The organism is Pseudoalteromonas sp. PS5 (genome assembly GCF_004103255.1).
In the GTDB taxonomy this organism is placed as follows: domain Bacteria; phylum Pseudomonadota; class Gammaproteobacteria; order Enterobacterales; family Alteromonadaceae; genus Pseudoalteromonas; species Pseudoalteromonas peptidolytica.
Genome location: NZ_RCSQ01000095.1, coordinates 1 through 17,182, shown reverse-complemented (window position 1 = coordinate 17,182; position 17,182 = coordinate 1). Strand labels below are relative to the sequence as shown.

14 protein-coding genes are annotated in these 17,182 nt (G+C 41.5%); 8 read left to right on the top strand and 6 right to left on the bottom strand.

Annotated features, from left to right (window positions below; all coding sequences use genetic code 11):
• Positions 1-129 precede the first annotated feature (129 nt).
• From yghU to yeiP, 4 genes are all read left to right on the top strand, one after another.
• Positions 130-1,002: a glutathione-dependent disulfide-bond oxidoreductase gene (yghU, locus tag D9603_RS13085; RefSeq protein WP_128731639.1), complete on the top strand. Its 873-nt coding sequence runs from the start codon at positions 130-132 to the stop codon at positions 1,000-1,002.
• 454 nt (positions 1,003-1,456) lie between these two features.
• On the top strand, positions 1,457-2,404 hold the full coding sequence (locus D9603_RS13080; protein WP_241651656.1) for a tetratricopeptide repeat protein: 948 nt from the start codon (positions 1,457-1,459) through the stop codon (positions 2,402-2,404).
• On the top strand, positions 2,322-2,786 hold the full coding sequence (locus tag D9603_RS22140; protein ID WP_241651655.1) for a hypothetical protein: 465 nt from the start codon (positions 2,322-2,324) through the stop codon (positions 2,784-2,786). Before D9603_RS13080 ends, D9603_RS22140 begins: the two co-directional genes overlap by 83 nt.
• 83 nt (positions 2,787-2,869) lie before the next feature.
• Positions 2,870-3,439: an elongation factor P-like protein YeiP gene (gene yeiP, locus D9603_RS13075; RefSeq protein WP_099641735.1), complete on the top strand. Its 570-nt coding sequence runs from the start codon at positions 2,870-2,872 to the stop codon at positions 3,437-3,439.
• Positions 3,440-3,522: 83 nt separating this feature from the next.
• Here the strand turns inward: yeiP and D9603_RS13070 are convergent, their stop codons facing one another.
• The 5 genes from D9603_RS13070 to sixA all read right to left on the bottom strand — a co-directional run bounded on the left by D9603_RS13070 (position 3,523) and on the right by sixA (position 9,009).
• Entirely contained in the window at positions 3,523-4,368 is an 846-nt protein-coding gene (locus D9603_RS13070; RefSeq protein WP_128731638.1) for a DNA ligase, read from the bottom strand.
• A gap of 266 nt (positions 4,369-4,634) precedes the next feature.
• A complete protein-coding gene (locus D9603_RS13065; RefSeq protein WP_128731637.1) occupies positions 4,635-5,288 on the bottom strand; it encodes an HAD family phosphatase in 654 nt (217 codons plus the stop codon).
• A gap of 22 nt (positions 5,289-5,310) precedes the next feature.
• Positions 5,311-5,610, bottom strand: a complete 300-nt coding sequence (locus D9603_RS13060) for a hypothetical protein (RefSeq protein WP_125251605.1) — start codon at positions 5,608-5,610, stop codon at positions 5,311-5,313.
• Positions 5,611-5,694: 84 nt separating this feature from the next.
• Positions 5,695-8,004 (bottom strand): TonB-dependent receptor, encoded by a 2,310-nt coding sequence (locus tag D9603_RS13055; RefSeq protein WP_128731636.1) that lies wholly within the window; start codon positions 8,002-8,004, stop codon positions 5,695-5,697.
• Positions 8,005-8,547: 543 nt separating this feature from the next.
• Positions 8,548-9,009: a phosphohistidine phosphatase SixA gene (sixA, locus tag D9603_RS13050; RefSeq protein ID WP_128731635.1), complete on the bottom strand. Its 462-nt coding sequence runs from the start codon at positions 9,007-9,009 to the stop codon at positions 8,548-8,550.
• A gap of 342 nt (positions 9,010-9,351) precedes the next feature.
• On the opposite strand from sixA, the gene D9603_RS13045 reads away from it, so the two are divergent.
• Entirely contained in the window at positions 9,352-12,021 is a 2,670-nt protein-coding gene (locus D9603_RS13045; RefSeq protein WP_128731634.1) for an insulinase family protein, read from the top strand.
• A 237-nt stretch (positions 12,022-12,258) separates the two neighbouring features.
• Entirely contained in the window at positions 12,259-14,496 is a 2,238-nt protein-coding gene (locus D9603_RS13040; protein ID WP_128731633.1) for a bifunctional diguanylate cyclase/phosphodiesterase, read from the top strand.
• 224 nt (positions 14,497-14,720) lie between these two features.
• On the opposite strand, the gene D9603_RS21835 is transcribed toward D9603_RS13040, so the two are convergent.
• On the bottom strand, positions 14,721-14,912 hold the full coding sequence (locus D9603_RS21835; protein ID WP_125251600.1) for a hypothetical protein: 192 nt from the start codon (positions 14,910-14,912) through the stop codon (positions 14,721-14,723).
• A gap of 604 nt (positions 14,913-15,516) precedes the next feature.
• Between D9603_RS21835 and D9603_RS13030 the strand changes: the two genes are divergently transcribed.
• A complete protein-coding gene (locus tag D9603_RS13030; protein WP_125251599.1) occupies positions 15,517-15,912 on the top strand; it encodes an MmcQ/YjbR family DNA-binding protein in 396 nt (131 codons plus the stop codon).
• Between the two features lie 132 nt (positions 15,913-16,044).
• Positions 16,045-17,064, top strand: a complete 1,020-nt coding sequence (locus D9603_RS13025; RefSeq protein ID WP_128731632.1) for a 6-phosphofructokinase — start codon at positions 16,045-16,047, stop codon at positions 17,062-17,064.
• Positions 17,065-17,182: the final 118 nt, after the last annotated feature.

Genomic DNA, 17,182 nt, shown 5'->3' with positions numbered 1-17,182 from the left:
CGCGGTTAGCATCAGATTGACTCCTTCAAATTGGTATTACTCAAGCATTTTACAAAAAGAGCTTGTTCATTTTCATTTCACTTCTAAGCTCTATAATCAATAAGGACAGTCACAGAAGGAGTTCATCAAATGAGTAAAACGGGTTATACCCCACCAAAGGTTTGGCAATGGCCATGGCAAAGTGGTGATGGCAGTAAATTTGCTAATATTAACCGCCCCACCGCAGGCGCGAGATTTGAAAAGTCCCTCCCGCAAGGCAAACATCCTCTACAGCTCTACTCTCTTGCCACACCAAATGGCGTAAAAGTGACAGTTTTACTTGAAGAATTACTTGCCGCAGGCGTAGAAGAAGCTGAATACGATGCTTTTTTAATTGATATAATGGAAGGCGAGCAGTTTAGCTCAGGATTCGTTGCACTTAACCCTAACTCTAAGATCCCAGCTTTACTCGATACCAGCACAGATGAACCAACCAAGGTATTTGAGTCGGGCTCAATCTTGCTTTACTTAGCTGAAAAGTTCCAAAAATTCATACCTCAAGACGCAGCCAAAAGAACAGAATGCTTAAATTGGTTATTTTGGCAAATGGGAGCTGCCCCTTTACTTGGAGGTGGGTTTGGCCATTTTTATGCTTATGCGCCAGAACATTACGAATACCCGATTAACCGCTATACCATGGAGATCAAGCGCCAACTAGACTTACTCAATCAGCACCTAGCGACTAGGCGGTATATCTGCGGTGATGAATATACCATAGCGGATATAGCAATTTGGCCGTGGTACGGTGTACTCGCTCAAGGCCACCTTTATGATGCCGCTGAATTTCTAGACGTCAATGGCTATGAGCACGTGATCCGCTGGGCAGGTGAAATCGCATCAAGAGAAGCTGTGAAGCGTGGAAAGATGGTCAACAGAACGTGGGGAGAGCCTCATGAACAACTGCATGAAAGGCATGACGCCAGCGACTTTGATACCAAAACCCAAGATAAGTTAACTCGGTAACCTTATCTTGGTTTAACAAGAGTTAGCTTTACCTTTCGGGTTTGATTAATCAGATTTAATCAAACCCGATTGTCTGTGTATCAAAAATGTTTCTTTTTCTACCTTTTCTTTGGGCAAACAAAGAAAAGGTAGTCGTAGCCCATGGATGGGCGTCGAAACCAGTCAAAAGGACAACAAACCAACACCATAAGACTTCAAAGATTACTACCCCTTCTCTGCTTTTCGTTTCGGCTATATGTTAACAACTAGCGACCTTTGTCGGTTGAGGTTATTTTGACCACAAAAACCGTTGCGACAAAACAAAATCTTAACAATTCAATGATGTAGATTTCGCCAGAACCCTGTATTATAAACTGATAAGAAGCTGAGAGCAGGCTGTCTGTATACCGACTCAGTAGATACCAAAAATAAATAACTGTGCTTATGGAACTTTTTGCGCGAATGGAATGATATTATGATCAAGAAAACCGCCATCATCATTGCAATATTAACAGCTATCAGCGGCTGTAAATCTCTGGTTTATAAAGGCAATAAACTTTACGAAGCGGGAATGTACCGCCAAGCGGCGGAGTACTATTCACAAGCTCTAGCAGAAGATCCGGAAGATCTTGAAGCAAAGCAAGGTTTAACACTCGCTAGAGATAAGCTGATAGACAAAGGATTGATTGATGTTCGCATGCTACGCTTGGCAAATAATTATACTGCCGCAGCTACCAGGCTAGAAGAAATAGTGAGAAATCAAGCAGAGTGGCAAATGAAGCCAAATGGTGCAATGGCAAATACCCAAAGAGAAGAACTTGATTACGCCAGGCAGTGGCTACTCGACGAAGCCGGTTCATTGTCTAACACGCCCTACCCAGATAGGTTTAAGTTATTTGAACACAACCACCGTCATTTGATCAGTAACGCGCAATTAGCAAGCGCCATGAGCAGCTATTATGACACGCTAAGCATCCAAGCACAGAAGAAGTGTGATACGCTCGCAAAGCAGGTCAGCGGACAGCGCTTCTATTTAAAAAGCTTCACTGAAAAGTACTGTTTAGCATGGCAAACCCCAAAACGTTTGACGGTAGATAAGCAAGACAGCAGTCGTTATTTTGCAATGAATATACGTGAACGTATTGATATTGGTCTACGGTTTGGCAATTCCATTAAAGGACAATATGGCACTTTTATTTCTGACCTTAATGCAACTTTCAATAATAGCCTATGGTTTTACAATCAAGGGGCTCAACAGCTCTCGTTAACATTGTATGCTGATGCCGATTATTATCGTGTCAGTAATCAACATATTCAACGAAAACACTATCAGCAGGAAGTTGAGCGCACAGATCCTCATAATCCCGATAAAACCCACACCACCGAAGTCACTAGAGAGTGCATACCCAGTCACTGTCTATGATGAGAAATTTGACATTAATATTAGCTATGAAGCCAATTTAGCTAGTCGTTATATTAAAGGGAATGCCAGCGATAGCAAACAAAACAAAACTCGCTCACATCAGGCTGATTTTGAGCAGCTTGATATTACACCGCTATCTCCGGATTTTCTTAACCTTGCTCACATCACTGAAAAGGCTTTAGATGGATTAATTGAGCAGTTTTCTCAAGATTTAACTTTAACTTGGAAGCAAAACTACTGTGGTCAGGCACTTGGTACCAATAAGGGTGAAAATATTTTACGATGCGCAAAACTAGAACCAAAACACGACTATATTAACCGCTGGTTTGATCAGCACTTTGGCGTAAAGTACGCGGACATAAAAACTTTATACGGTATTTAAGGTTTTCAGATCGCTTTGAACCTCGCCAAAATGTCGAAAAATGATTATATTGTGCCAACTTTATTTGTATTAGGAAGCAAGCTATGCCAAAGGCAAGTGAAATAAAAAAACATGCCGCGATCGAGTACAATGGTCGTGTAATGATTGTTCGTGATATTGAACGTTCAGTACCACAAGGTCGTGCTGGTGGAAGCCTGTACCGCATGCGTATGTACGATGTTGTAGATAACTCAAAAGTCGATGAAACCTTCAAAGCGGAAGAAATGCTAACTTTAGCCGACCTAAATCGCCGTCCTGCAATGCTATCGTACGTTGATGGTGACGAATACGTATTTATGGACGAAGAAGACTACACCCCTTACCACTTAAACAAAGACTCTATTGCAGAGCAACTGTTGTTTATTGATGAGTCAACCAAAGGTTTGTCTGTTGTTGTGGTGCAAGGGATGCCAGTTTCTATCGACTTACCTTCAAGTGTAGAGCTTGTAATTGAAGATACTTCTCCTTCAATCAAAGGTGCCTCTGCGAGTGCAAGAACGAAACCCGCAACACTGACTACAGGTCTTGTTGTTCAGGTTCCTGAGCATATTTCTAGTGGTGACAAGATTAAGATCAATACTGCTGAGTCTAAATTTATGGGCCGCGCAGAATAAGCCAACTGCTTTGATAGCGAGCTACCCTCGCTATCTTCCCTACTATTTTCTACTATCTGTTATGCCACAAATGCCACCATATTTCATGGTGTTATAACTGGTCTCACTCTTAAAAAGCGCGCAAAACGGGGCTTACCAAATTTTGTAAAGCCTTGATATCGATACGTCACTTGACTGCCTATTGGAGGCGGCGATGCCCTTTGCTCGTCACTAAAGCCTGACCCTATTCTAAATTCATTTCCATGAGCATCTCTCACTAACAAAGACCCCATCATCCCTCGATATTTTCCCTTACCAGGTAGGTGTTTAATCACTATCGCCTCATCATCCAAATGAGGTTTGTATTTCAATAGATTTTTCGTTCGTCCATCTTCATGTTTTGCAGTTTTCGAGTGTAATATAACCCCTTCACCACCGCGTTTTAACACGCCATGATAATAGTCGTTAAGCATTTCAACAGAGGTAAACACATTTTGTTCAACTGGCTTAACATGTGCCACTTGAATATCGTTTATTAGCTTAACATAGCGCTCGTACCGCTTTTGAAATTCCTCTTTAGGATCTGGCGCATCAAACACATAATAGGTAACTTGACGCCAATGTTCCTCATTTGGAGCGTGTCGCCTAGCCACTGCGCTGACAAATGCAAAGTTGTTATACCCTGCCCACAACTCACCATCTAACCAAACGCTCGGTAACTTTTGGGTAAACCACTTTGGCGCATTAATAGCATGACCACCACGAGTAAGTAGTTGATGACCATTCCAAATGGCTCGAACTCCATCAAACTTTTCACTTACCAGATATGCAGATATATCCTCATCACCTTGATATATCGAAGCAAGTTGGATTTTTTTATGGACTTCACTTCCATGTATATATTGAGAAAAACAAAGTAGGAAAAATAGTACGTACAGGTAACATCTCATAGCACATTCCTTTGCAGTGGATATTAAGTTAAGCTCACTTACTACAGTAAACACATAATTCTAGAAGAAAAAGCTCAAAAGTAGCCCCTTATACCAATTAGCCGTGATTCTTGCCCAATCTGAAGGAGCACACCTGACGCCAACTGGTACTTTACACCCTTAATTTACTTTATGGTGTTGGCATTTCTAATTTAAAGATTACATATAACTTGGCGTTTGTAAAACCGAGTCAGAGTAAATTTAGACTCACAACCTATTGAGCCGGTTTATTCGCTAGCACTGAGCCATTTAAATACCGCTTCTAAGTCGGTAAACAAATGATCAGCATGAATAAAATCTTGCTTACGTGAATGTACGTTTGGTACCACGACCGCAGTTACCCCTGCTTCTTTGGCTGACGTAAGCCCAGTATAAGTGTCCTCGATTGCAACAGCCTGATGCGGCGCTATATTTAATGCACTAAGTGCCTTGTTATATGGCTCTGGGTGGGGCTTTGGCTGCGTAACATCATCTTTGCAAATTATCACTGAAAACAGCCCTAAGAGTTGATAGTGATCCAGCACAGGAAGTGCTTCGGCTTTGCTGCTTCCTGTCACAAGTGCAATAGGCACCCGTTTAGCGGTAAGTTCAAGTATTTGTTTCGCATAAGGCATCAACTTGGGGAAAACAGTTGCTGCCCGAGCCACAAATATACGATTTTTATGATCGCACAAAGCTTGAGGTGATGGCTGAAGTTGATGCCGTAATTTCAGCGTCTGAGCTGCTTTTAATGTTGGTACACCTGAGAACTCATCACAAAACTCCAACTCAGTATAATGAATATTGTCCTGAGCAAGTACTGTCATCCAACTTTGATAATGGAGTGCTTCTGAGTCAACCAGTGTGCCGTCAAAATCAAATAAAACTGCCTGATAGCGCATCACAACACTCCTAATAGATTATTTAGCTGTTTAGACCCGCAGGTGGCTCAGCAGTGGCTTCTTCGCCTGTTTCAACTTCTACTAAGGTATACCCACGTGGCTGTCGAATTACTTTTAGAATTGGTTTATCAAATGCTGACTTGAGTCGCTCTGCATCTGCTTGTAGCTCTTCTAATGTGCGCCCAAAAGGTGCTGCGCCTGTTTCAGACCAGTTCGTAACTTTACCGTTGAGATTATATTCTACCTCATGGATCTGATATAAAGCCGCCTCTTCTTTGGTCGCTTCACAATATATCACTCGATAGTTCCAAAAACCTGACATATCCACTCCTATCATAAAAATTTCATTAAAAAAGCCCGCTTAATGCGGGCTTTAGTTATTCTATTATAATCACTGTAGCATGAATTAGAAGAATTTCACTTTGAATTCAGCTCCAATGAAGCGCGCTTCATTCAGCATACCCGTGTTATTGTTAAAATCTACACCACCAATAACAACTTGCTCGTCAAATAAGTTACGAACAAACGCTGATACTTCGTATTCATTATCACCAGAGAACCACAGATAGCCTGTACGTAAACCAGTTTCAAATAGAGCTTCACCTTCAAACTCTACCGATTTGTACAAGAAGAAATCGATCTCGCTACGGTAAGACATATCACCATATACAAAGAACTCACCACCTTCTAACTCTTTCGTGTAGCGAAGGGTCGCGTTAGCAATCCACTCTGGTGCATGAGGTAGGCTGTTACCATCCAAAATAGCACGAGCTTCAGGACCGTTCGCTCCATTTACCATATAAGTTGGGTCAGTTACCGTACACTGTGCACAAACCGCAACAGCTAAACTATCATCCTCTAGCTCGGTATTATTGTAGCTCAAGTTAAAGGTAGCATTTAGTTCGTCAGTTAGTACCCACTCAGTGTCCAACTCAAAGCCGTATCCTGTGGTTTTGTCAGTGTTGATAAGGCGATTAAAGTTAGCGCCACCACCCACAGCGGTAAGCTGCTGGTCATCCATTTGATAGTAGAAAACCGTCGCGTTTACACGGCCTTGACCATCTAACACGTCAGATTTAATACCCGCTTCGATTGAATTAGTTGTTTCTGATTCAGCAACTGTTACTTCATCACCAAATAAGATACGACCCTGAACACTTGGTGCACGGAAGCCATTTGCAATGCGGCCAAATAAGTTAACGTCGTCAGTCAGTTTATATGTCGCACTTAAATCCCAACTCACATGACTATCACTTGGGTTGGCAGTATCGTCAAGTACGTCTGGTGAACCATTCCAAGGCGTTGGGTTTTTAGTACGCTTAGCGTAAAACTCTTTTTCATCATCAGAGTAACGTAGGCCAGCTGTTACTTTTAAATCATCCGAAACCGTGTAGTCGAATGAACCAAATATCGCCCATGCTGACGTGTCTTGATCTTGATAGGCGTAGCCATTTTGCGCGCCATACTGGCCTAAGCCTTGATCATACGCGAATGTATCAAAGCTGTAACTTTCAATAGTGAGATCTTCTTCATATAAGAAAAGACCAACTTGATAGTTATAGTCACCAGAGAAGTTACTTGATAAACGAAGCTCTTGTGTATACTGATTATGATCTGGAATAACATCAGCAGTTTCAGAAGCAAACGGTATTAAACCTGGCCCTTGGTATCCAACGAAATCAAGATTGGCACCATAGCCACCATCAACATCTGCACGAGAGTAGATTTCTGCACTTTCCCATGCTGTGATCGAAGTCACTGTGTGCTCCGGGAGATCCCACTCAAGTTTTAAACTTAGACCTTGTGTTTCAACTTGTTGTGTCGAACGAGATGCAGCATCATGATAAACAACGTCATTGTCGTAAAGCGGGTTAATATTATTTGAGCCTGCTTCAATTAAGTTAGCACGAAATGCAATTGGACGACCATCAAGGTCTCGGTAGTGATAGTTTAGGAGGCCGGTGAAATCATCACCTTCATATAAAAACTGTAAACGTACCGCTTGCTCACTATATCCACCTAGGACGTCATTTTGTTCAAAGCCAGGTGCTTTAACATCGATATAATCTTCTTGCTCCTGCCATAATGCAGAAATACGAGTAGATAAGCGGTCAGTTACCGAGCCACCAACAGCACCTTCAAAGTCAACAGCACCACGGCTGCCATACGAAAGCGCTGCATAGCCATCAAATTCTTGGCTTGGTTTTACTGTATCAAACTTCACTAGACCCGCAGGTGTGTTACGACCAAACAAGGTACCTTGTGGGCCACGTAATACTTCGATACGAGCAATATCAAATACAGGGAAACCTTTTAAGATTGGGTTTTCTTGAACAACTTCATCGACAACCAAAGACACAGGTTGTGAAGCATTCAGATCGAAATCTGTATTTCCTAAACCACGGACATAAAATCGTGGGAAAGTACGGCCAAATGAAGATTCTACCGATAAGCTCGGGATCTTGGCGTTCATAAAGCGAATGTCCATACCCGCGGAGCTGTAAGCATTCAAATTATCTCCTTGCAGCGCAGATACTGACACAGGAACTTCCTGTGCATTTTCTACACGTTTACGAGCAGTAATTTGGATAACTTCTAATTGATTAGACTTGGCTTGCTCTTCTTCAGCAAGTGCAGAGAATGAAGTACCTGCCACAGCAGAGAACAACGTAGCATTAATAAGCGTAGCTAACGTGGATCTTTTCATTGCTTTCATGTTGGTTTTCGACCTTTTAGTGCACTCTTTGTTCAACGGTTTAAATTTGGGCGCCGTTTCACTTTGGCGTGAACGTTCAATTTTTCGCGATTCGAATAAGATAACGCGGACCTTGCAGTCGAGAGTGCGATACAACTTTGCAAGGCTGAACGAGACGGCGGTAATTATAGCAGGTAAATTTTACTTTGCTTGTTAAACCGGACTAAAAAATCAATTTTTTTGCAACTTTTAGCGATGTTAGCTGACAGTTTACAACATTTAGCAACAAAAAACCAAAGAATGAGGACATTTGTCCTTTTAAATTAAAGCAATGCTAGTTCTAAAAAACAACTTTACCGATAACAGAACCATAACATAGCGGTCGAGACTATGCAGATTACTTGTACAATATAGTTTGCGCCCAAACAAAATATATTGACCAAACGGGTGCTTTGCAGTGCCAATACTACGACACTGCCGTTATGATAAGGTTCAATAAAAATTAAAAAGAGGACATTAGACCGATTATTGCTAACTTTTCTGCGTCAGTGACAAATCGCCTTGCTATGGCAACTGCATGGAAATGAATTCTGCTCGACCTGTTTCTTCGCTATACTCCAGCACAGCGACCGCTGCGGTAGAAAAGATAGGCATAGTGTCAGGACACAAACAGTCAACAAGGTAGCTGACTATCGGCATATGTGCGACCAACAGCCAAGTCTGATGTTCTGGGTGCATGGATATGAGTGTTTCGAGATAATCTGTAGCTGTGTTTGCAGAACCACTGGGAACAATATCTGCACAGGTTTCAACAAATTGCGGCGACTGGAAGGAAAATACCTGCTCGGCCGTTTGCTGGGCTCGTGTATATGGACTAACCAAGGCCGCATCAATCTTAAAGTGCTGTTCCAGCCATTGCCCCATGTCTTTTGCTTGTTTTAAACCTAGCTGTGTCAGCGCCCTACTGGCATCATCAGCCTGCATAGCTTGCGCTTCACCATGACGCATAATCAAGATAGTCTTCATACTATTTAGCACCTTTTCTGCACTACTCTACATTTATACGTATTAACACTTGCACCATACCCGTTTCAGTTTCGGCGTCTTTTAACACAAAGCATGCTCTCTTTCGCTTTTGTGTTAGTTAATACAGCTAGGCCTGATGACTCTGTAAAATATATTTCTCTAGACCACTACTTAAACCTTGGTCTAAACAATGCCAACGTTAGGATAGCTAACATTATTTTCTTGAAACCAGTAGCTATCTAGCCAGTTTGTTCGCTATATTAAAACAAATGAAGGATTAACATGAAATGAAATTTGCATCACCTTCACCTTTCTTTTAACTAATTTATCGGCAGCAGCATATTGAAACTGAGTAATAATGATAGTCGGCAGTACCAATTCTTAACACTGGACAATGGTCTTAGAGTTTTGTTGATTAATGATGAGTCAACAGCCAAGAGTGCCGTATCGTTAACAGTTAATGTTGGCCATTTTGATGACCCTGAAGACCGTCAAGGTATGGCTCACTTTTTAGAGCATATGCTATTTCTCGGAACTATTGAGCACCCTGACTCGGGTGGCTTTTCTCAGTTTATTAGCCAATATGGCGGTCAGAGCAATGCCTGGACAGGAACCGAGCACTCTAGCTATTATTTCGATTGCGATGCGGAGCGATTAGAAGAAGCCTTAGAGCGCTTTAGTCAGTTTTTTGTGTCTCCTTTATTAAGTGAAGGTGATACAGAAAAGGAACGTGAAGCCATTGACGCTGAATTCAAAATGAAAATCAAAGACGATGGCCGCCGTATTTATCAGGTACATAAAGAAACCATCAATCCAGCCCACCCTTTCGCTAAGTTTTCAGTAGGTACCCGAGATACGCTAGCTGACCGAGGGGATAATATCGCATCCGAACTCAGGGCATTTTTTAATGCGCACTATCAAGCACAATGGATGACGCTTGTTATTGCTGCCCCTCAACCATTAGCAACCTTAAAACAATATAGCCTTCCTTTTGGTAATATTGTTGGCTCACAGGAGCAAAAACAAGCCATACAAGTACCAATGTACCGTCAGAGTGACTTACAACTCGAGTTACAAATAAAGCCGAGAAAGCACATGCAGAAGCTTATTGTGAGTTTTGCAATGCCAAACCCTGAAGATCTATACAAACACAAAAGCGTTAGCTTTCTGGCACACTTATTGGGTTACGAGGGAAAGGGATCGTTATATTCCATTTTAAAATCCCAAGGGTGGATCAACGCCTTGTCTGCGGGCGGTGGGATCACAGGTAGTAATTTTCGTGATTTCAACATCAGCTTTGCACTCACCGATGAGGGAATAGAGTACTATGAAGACATCGTTGAAATGCTGTTCGAGTATTTGGCATTAATCAAACAAAACACCGCTGCATTACCACGCCTTTACCAGGATAAAAGTACATTATTAGATATTGCATTCGATAACCAAGAAGTAGGACGCATGCTAGATTGGGTTAACTCAATTAGCGTTAACATGCATCATTACTCTGAAGCGGACTTCTTATACGGTGATTATCGTATGGACGGCTTCAGTCAAGCGTATCATGAAAAGCTACTCTCGTATTTGTGTCCAACAAACATGCGGTTAGTGCTGATCCACCCTGATGTTGAAGTCAGTCACAAGGCAAAGTGGTACAACACACCGTACAGCGTCACCACGATTGCGAAAGAATGGATTGAATCACTATATAATGTGCATATGCCATTGCCTCAAATGTCACTGCCTTCGATTAATCCATACCTCAGTGCTAAAAACCCACTTCATGCTGTGGAATACGAGCAAGACAAACCCGTTCGATTAGCCGACCAACCAGGATTTGAGTTTTGGTTTAAACAAGATACCACCTTTAGGGTTACAAAAGGACATTTCTATCTCGAAATAGACTCTGCACCGTCAGTGACCTGCCACAAGCATATGGCGCTTTCGAGACTATTTGCAGACCTTTTTATGGATGCCGTCGCTGAACGATTTTACAGTGCTGAACTCGCTGGGCTCAGTTATCACATCAACTCTCATCAAGGTGGGTTAACATTACACACTGCGGGGCTAACAGGTAATCAGATCACGTTAGTGCTTGAGTTAGTTGAAGCTTTGCTTCATCAACCTATCCATGCAGCCCGCTTTGCCGAGTATAAAAAGCAGCTTATTCGGCACTGGAAAAATCATAATAAAAACAAACCTGTGAGTGAACTCTTCAGCTGCCTTGGAGCACATTTAATGCCATGGAATCCAAGCCCTGAAGACCTAGCCATCGCTTTAAAAAGTGCAAGCTTCAATGAGTTTCAATTGTTTCGAAAGCAGTTTTTCTCTGCCATTCACGTAAAAGCGTTTATGCATGGCAACTGGCAACGTCGCCATGCAGAAAAACTAAAAACTTCTGTTCATGGGCTATTTTCCAATAGTGAAATTCTGGATGACTTAAAACGTCCGCTTAATGAGATTAACCGTGTTGAGGGTATACAAATTCAACGTGAAGGCAACGATCATGCCTTCATTGAATATTTTCAATCACAAACTAATTCCGTAGAAGAAAAAGTAACCTTGATGGCGATCAACAACTTACTAAATCAAGATTACTTTGAGCAATTAAGAACAAAAGAACAACTTGGTTACTTAGTTGGTGCAGGCTATGCCCCCTTTAATACCCGTGCAGGTGTGGCGTTTTATATTCAATCACCAAACTTCAATAGTGAGCACCTACTTACTAGACATAGCGCGTTTTTAAAAACGTTTGCTAAACAGCTGCGAGAGTGTGACGAAGCTAGCTGGCAACGTTCAAAAGAGAGCTTACTATTACAAATCTCTGAAAAAGATAAAAATCTACGATTAAGGGCACAGCGATTGTGGATCTCGATCACTAATGACTTCCACCAATTTGATATGCAATGCCGGTTAATTGCAGCTTTAGACAAATTGGAGCGCTCAGATGTGGTTGCTTATGTTGATAATATGCTCAAACCAGACTCTCCAAGGTTAGTTTTACAATGTAACTAGAGCTTTGTTGCCATACTTACTGTGACTTTTCTCATTTATTTGGTACCTCAAAGCGTACATTTTATGCAATAAAGTGTGCGCATTAATCCTCTATCGTAATGAATTTCATCCAAAGTTTTGTTTATCTAATGTTAAAAAGCAGAATCAACCTGAATTTTACCTTAATCAACGTTTTCTTTTTGACTACTACGCGGGCTTGATTTAGATTAGAGATCGCAATGATGAGTTACGCATTTTATGAGCAAACAAATAAAAACAATAATAATCAGTACAATACTATTCACTCTTACACCGTTTACTGCGGTCGCCAGTGACATTAGTGTATTGACGTATGCTCAACTTGCTTGGCTCATCCCTTTTATTCTTGCACTGCTCAGTATCCCTTATTTAGTCTGGTCTAATCATCAACTAAAAAAGTCCACCATTGAACTAAAACATACCGAACAACGATTTAAAAGTACCATAGAAGGTAGCGGTGATACTCTATGGGATTGGAATATCCAATCTGGTGAGATTGTTCGGATAAATGACAAATATGGGATGAACTCAGCAAAACCAGGTAACATCATTCCCAATCAGCATCGGATCCATCCTCAAGATCTGTTAATTGTTGAAAAGTTAATGAAGCAACATTTCGCAGAAAAAACCCCATTTTTTGAAGCCAGCTATCGTATTAAGGATGAGTTAGGACAATATCATTGGGTTTTAGATAGAGGTAAAATCATTGAAAAAGACACGAACCTAAATCCACTTAGAATGACAGGTACGGTTCGAGATATTGGCCACTTCAAGAGCACGGAAGAAAGGCTTAATTTATTCGCTAAGTGCGTTGAATCCCTTACGGATGCCATTGCAATATATGACAAAGACTATAACTTAGTTGATCTCAACCCCAGCTATCTAAAATTATTTGGGGGACAAAGAGAGCACTATATCAATAAGCCTTTTAACTTACCTGGCTACGACAATAAATTTGTTACGCAAGTAAAATCGCAACTCAGTCAGACGGAACACTGGCAAGAAGAATTAAAGCTTCGAAATGCAGCTGATGTGCTACTTCCCATTGAAATTACCATAGATGAAATTAAAAATAACCATGGTCAAATTAGTAACTATGTAGTGGTGTATTCAGATTTAACAGAGCGCAAAAAAGCTGAATCACAGCTTCATAATTTATCTAACCGCGATCGCACCACAGGTTTACCCAACCGGAATCTATTTTTTACTAACCTACAAAAACTTTCACAGCAAGGCACGCACCACGCCCTTTTGGTTTTTGATTTAGACAACTTCAAAAAAATCAACGATTCTCTTGGACACCAGCTTGGTGATACCCTGCTTGCAAAACTCGCTATGCGCTTAAACAAACTAGCGCGTCAACAAGATACATTTTATCGCCTTGGCGGTGATGAGTTTGCTTTGGTCATATCTGGTACCAATGATATTCATACTATTACACGTACTGCTAAGCAGTTTTTAGCAGCGATTGCGACCCCGTTTAAAATTGCTAACCACGAGTTAGTTATCACCTCTTCTGTGGGTATTGTACTGTGCCCCGAGGATGGCAAGTCGCCAGAAAGCTTGTTGAAAAACGCAGATACCGCGATGTATCACGCCAAGCAAAAAGGTAATCATTATTTGTTCTTCAACGATTCTATGAACGAACAAGCGGTAAAACGCTTACAAATAGAAAACCTAATGCGCTACGGCCTAAAAGAAGATCACTTTGTCGTCTACTATCAGCCGAAAATGAATATCAAAACAGGTGAGCTAGTTGGAATGGAAGCACTAGTGCGCTTTATTACCCCAAAGAAAGGGGTTATCAGCCCAGGTGTATTTATCCCTATCGCGGAAGAAACAGGACAAATAATTGAGATTGGTGAAGTCGTTTTAGACAAAGCGTGCCAAGATGTGAAACGCTGGATTGATAAGGGGCTTTTCAACGGCAGAGTCGCAGTTAACTTATCAGCAAAACAATTTAGCTTGCCAGATCTCACTACTCGCATCGATATTATCTTGCAAAAAAATCAACTTCCTTCTTATTTTTTGGAATTAGAAATCACAGAAGGTACGGTGATGGATGATCCAAAAGAAGCAATTTCAATAATGCGTTCATTAAGTGCAAGAGGCATACATTTGGCGATGGATGACTTTGGCACAGGCTATTCTTCACTGGCATATCTCAAACAATTTCCACTCAATACACTCAAAGTGGATAAGGCGTTTATTGACGACATGGGCAACGAACGCGGAAAAAATATGGTTGATTCTATTGTCACCATAGCCCACAACCTCGATTTACATGTTGTAGCCGAAGGCGTAGAAAATGAAGTGCAACTGAGTATTTTAGAAGAGCTAAACTGCCAAACAGTACAAGGTTATTATTACTCAAAGCCGTTATCTAGTAGCGAGTTTGAGCAGTTTTTGAAGCAACATATTCCCAGCGACAAGCCCAACCTCCAGCTTGTTCAGTAGTATCGCTTGCAATTATACCACTGCGCTTACTCAAGCTTGCTATTTTGAGGCAAGAGAATCTTGTTGGTAACTTCGCTAACGCGTCCTGCTATCGCTAAGGTACCTACCCCCATGTAAGCTAGGCAAAAATTTTGCCATTTAGTTGTTCTAAATAAGAAATTTTTAACGCAGTTAGGCGTCAGATTTACTCCTTCAAATTAAGCAAGTATTAAGTCTAATTGGTATTACGCCTTCCACATCACTAGATTGGCACAGCGACGCATCCAAGCTCGGCGGTAGTGCACTCGAAACAGTACCAAGGCAGCGGGTCCTGTAAATAATGCCAAGCCCAACCAGCGCTTAATTGGCATGCCCGTAGAGAGGGCTTGAAGATACACAGCAAACATACACAAGATTGAAATAACTACAAAAGCCACTGATACTCCTAAAGTTTTTATCCTACCAAAAAAATAGCCGGGCACATGATGTTGAAGAAACATGGCATTGTTATACCATTTACTAAAGCGGTCATGGAGTCTACACAACGTCCATTATTTGATCAACATGGAAATTATTGTTGCATATTTTTGTATTATTTAATTTAATAGCGGACTCTTTACAGGCATGGCGTTATTTAATGTCGCTGTGTCATAACTTTTCCTAGCAATAGGAAACAGTGACAAGTGGGAAATTTTTAACGCTCAAATAGCAATGATTTCCTAGCTTAGTCCACCTAGGTTATGGAGGAATACTTAGCACAACTTGTAAAGCCAGCTTGATCCTCAATTAGATGTTGAAAGTTAGCTTTTCTAATATTGTAGATGACTGAAATTGTAGTGCTTTTAAACACTGTACTTATTTTAATCGTCAACTGTGAGTGAAACCGATATAAAACTCTCAGTTATTCAATAATTGTCTGCGTTATAACGCCATGGTATAGACTTTCTGATAGTTTTTACTGATAGACGATTACAGTATTATCACAAGAGCTGCTAAACTTACCTTCATGTTGTATTAACTGTTACTTCAAGGACACGGGCTATGGATCAGAAAAGCGTACATGAATATTTGCAGGCCAAGCCTGCAACCTTTATCACCAAACCTTTTGCGCAAGATGTCGATGTGTATAAAGTTCAGCATAAGATGTTTGCCACTCTTACCGAAGGGAAAGAAGGGCAAGTAGACGAAAATGGTGAGCCTGTTTGGTGGTTGAATGTAAAATGCGACCCTGACGAAGCGTTATTGCTTCGAGACAAGTACTCGTCTGTTGTACCTGGTTATCATATGAATAAGCGCCTCTGGAATACGGTTATTTTAGACGGCACTATTCCAGAAGACGAAATAAAGAAAATGATCGATGATTCGTATCAAATTGTTGTCGATAACCTACCTACAGCACAACGTGAAGAACTTGCTAGCAAGATCTCACAGCAATAAAAAGAACGGCATTTGGTTACACTAAATGCCGTTTTTCCTTCCTGATCTCGCTTTTTTTAATATCGATCAATTTGCTAGCAACCCGCACTGATAGTATACATTCAGTAACCAAACTATTGTTCAAGTGATCTCATGACCAAAAGGATAGCAATTCTCACAAGTGGCGGTGACGCCCCCGGAATGAACTCTGCAATCAGAGCAATAACCTTAACTTCCGCTAAGCTAGGACTGCAATGTGTTGGTTTTTTGCATGGCTATAATGGCCTTATCAATCAAGAATATATTGAACTCACACCAGATTGTGTGATTGACATTACACAGCGCGGGGGCACTTTGCTTAAAAGTGCACGCTGCGATGCCATGTTAGAAGATACAGGTGTTCAACAAGCAGCAAATGCGCTTCGCAAACTCCATATAGACGCCCTTATCGTGATAGGTGGTGATGGCTCTTTTCGCGGCATTCATGCGTTATCGACACACTGGCACGGCCAACTTATTGGGCTTCCTGGCACCATAGACAATGATTTAGCGGGGTGCGATCACACCATCGGTTTTTCTAGCGCAGTGAATACAGCAACTGTCGCAATTGATAAAATTCGTGATACCGCAAATGCGTTTGAACGTGTTTTTATTACTGAAGTAATGGGTCGCCATAGCGGTCATATCGCTTATAACGTAGGTATCGCCACCGGTGCTGAAGCCATACTTTCATTTGAAAACTACACCAAAAGCGACACCGCAAAATTAGTACAACAATTGCAGCGTGCCATTACTGAGCAGCAGCATAAACATGGTAGCTTTTTGATTATACTTGCTGAGAATTTATGGCCAGGTGGAGCCCATGCGCTAAGAGACGCACTTAATGAGCAAAGCAATATTAATTGTGCGTTATGCGTATTAGGACACATTCAGCGCGGTGGTGCCCCTTCAGCAGAGGATAGAATGTTAGCCACGGAGTTAGGCGTAGCAGCTGTTGAAACTGTGTACCAAGCAATACAGCATGACACCTTTCGAGCAGCCACGTTCATGTTAGGTAACATCAATGGCGTATTAACATCTACCCCAATTTCGACAGTGTTAACACGACAGAAACCGGTTCCTGACTCTTGGGTAAAACGCTATCGAGATTTTTTAGCCGAAGCAGAGTCGTAAGGGGAGACTAGCTCCCCTTATACCAATTTTCTTAATTGAGTGGTCTATTTGAGGCGAGAAAATCGTGTCGATAACTCCGCTACCGCGTCCTGCCATCGCTAAGGTACCTACATCCATA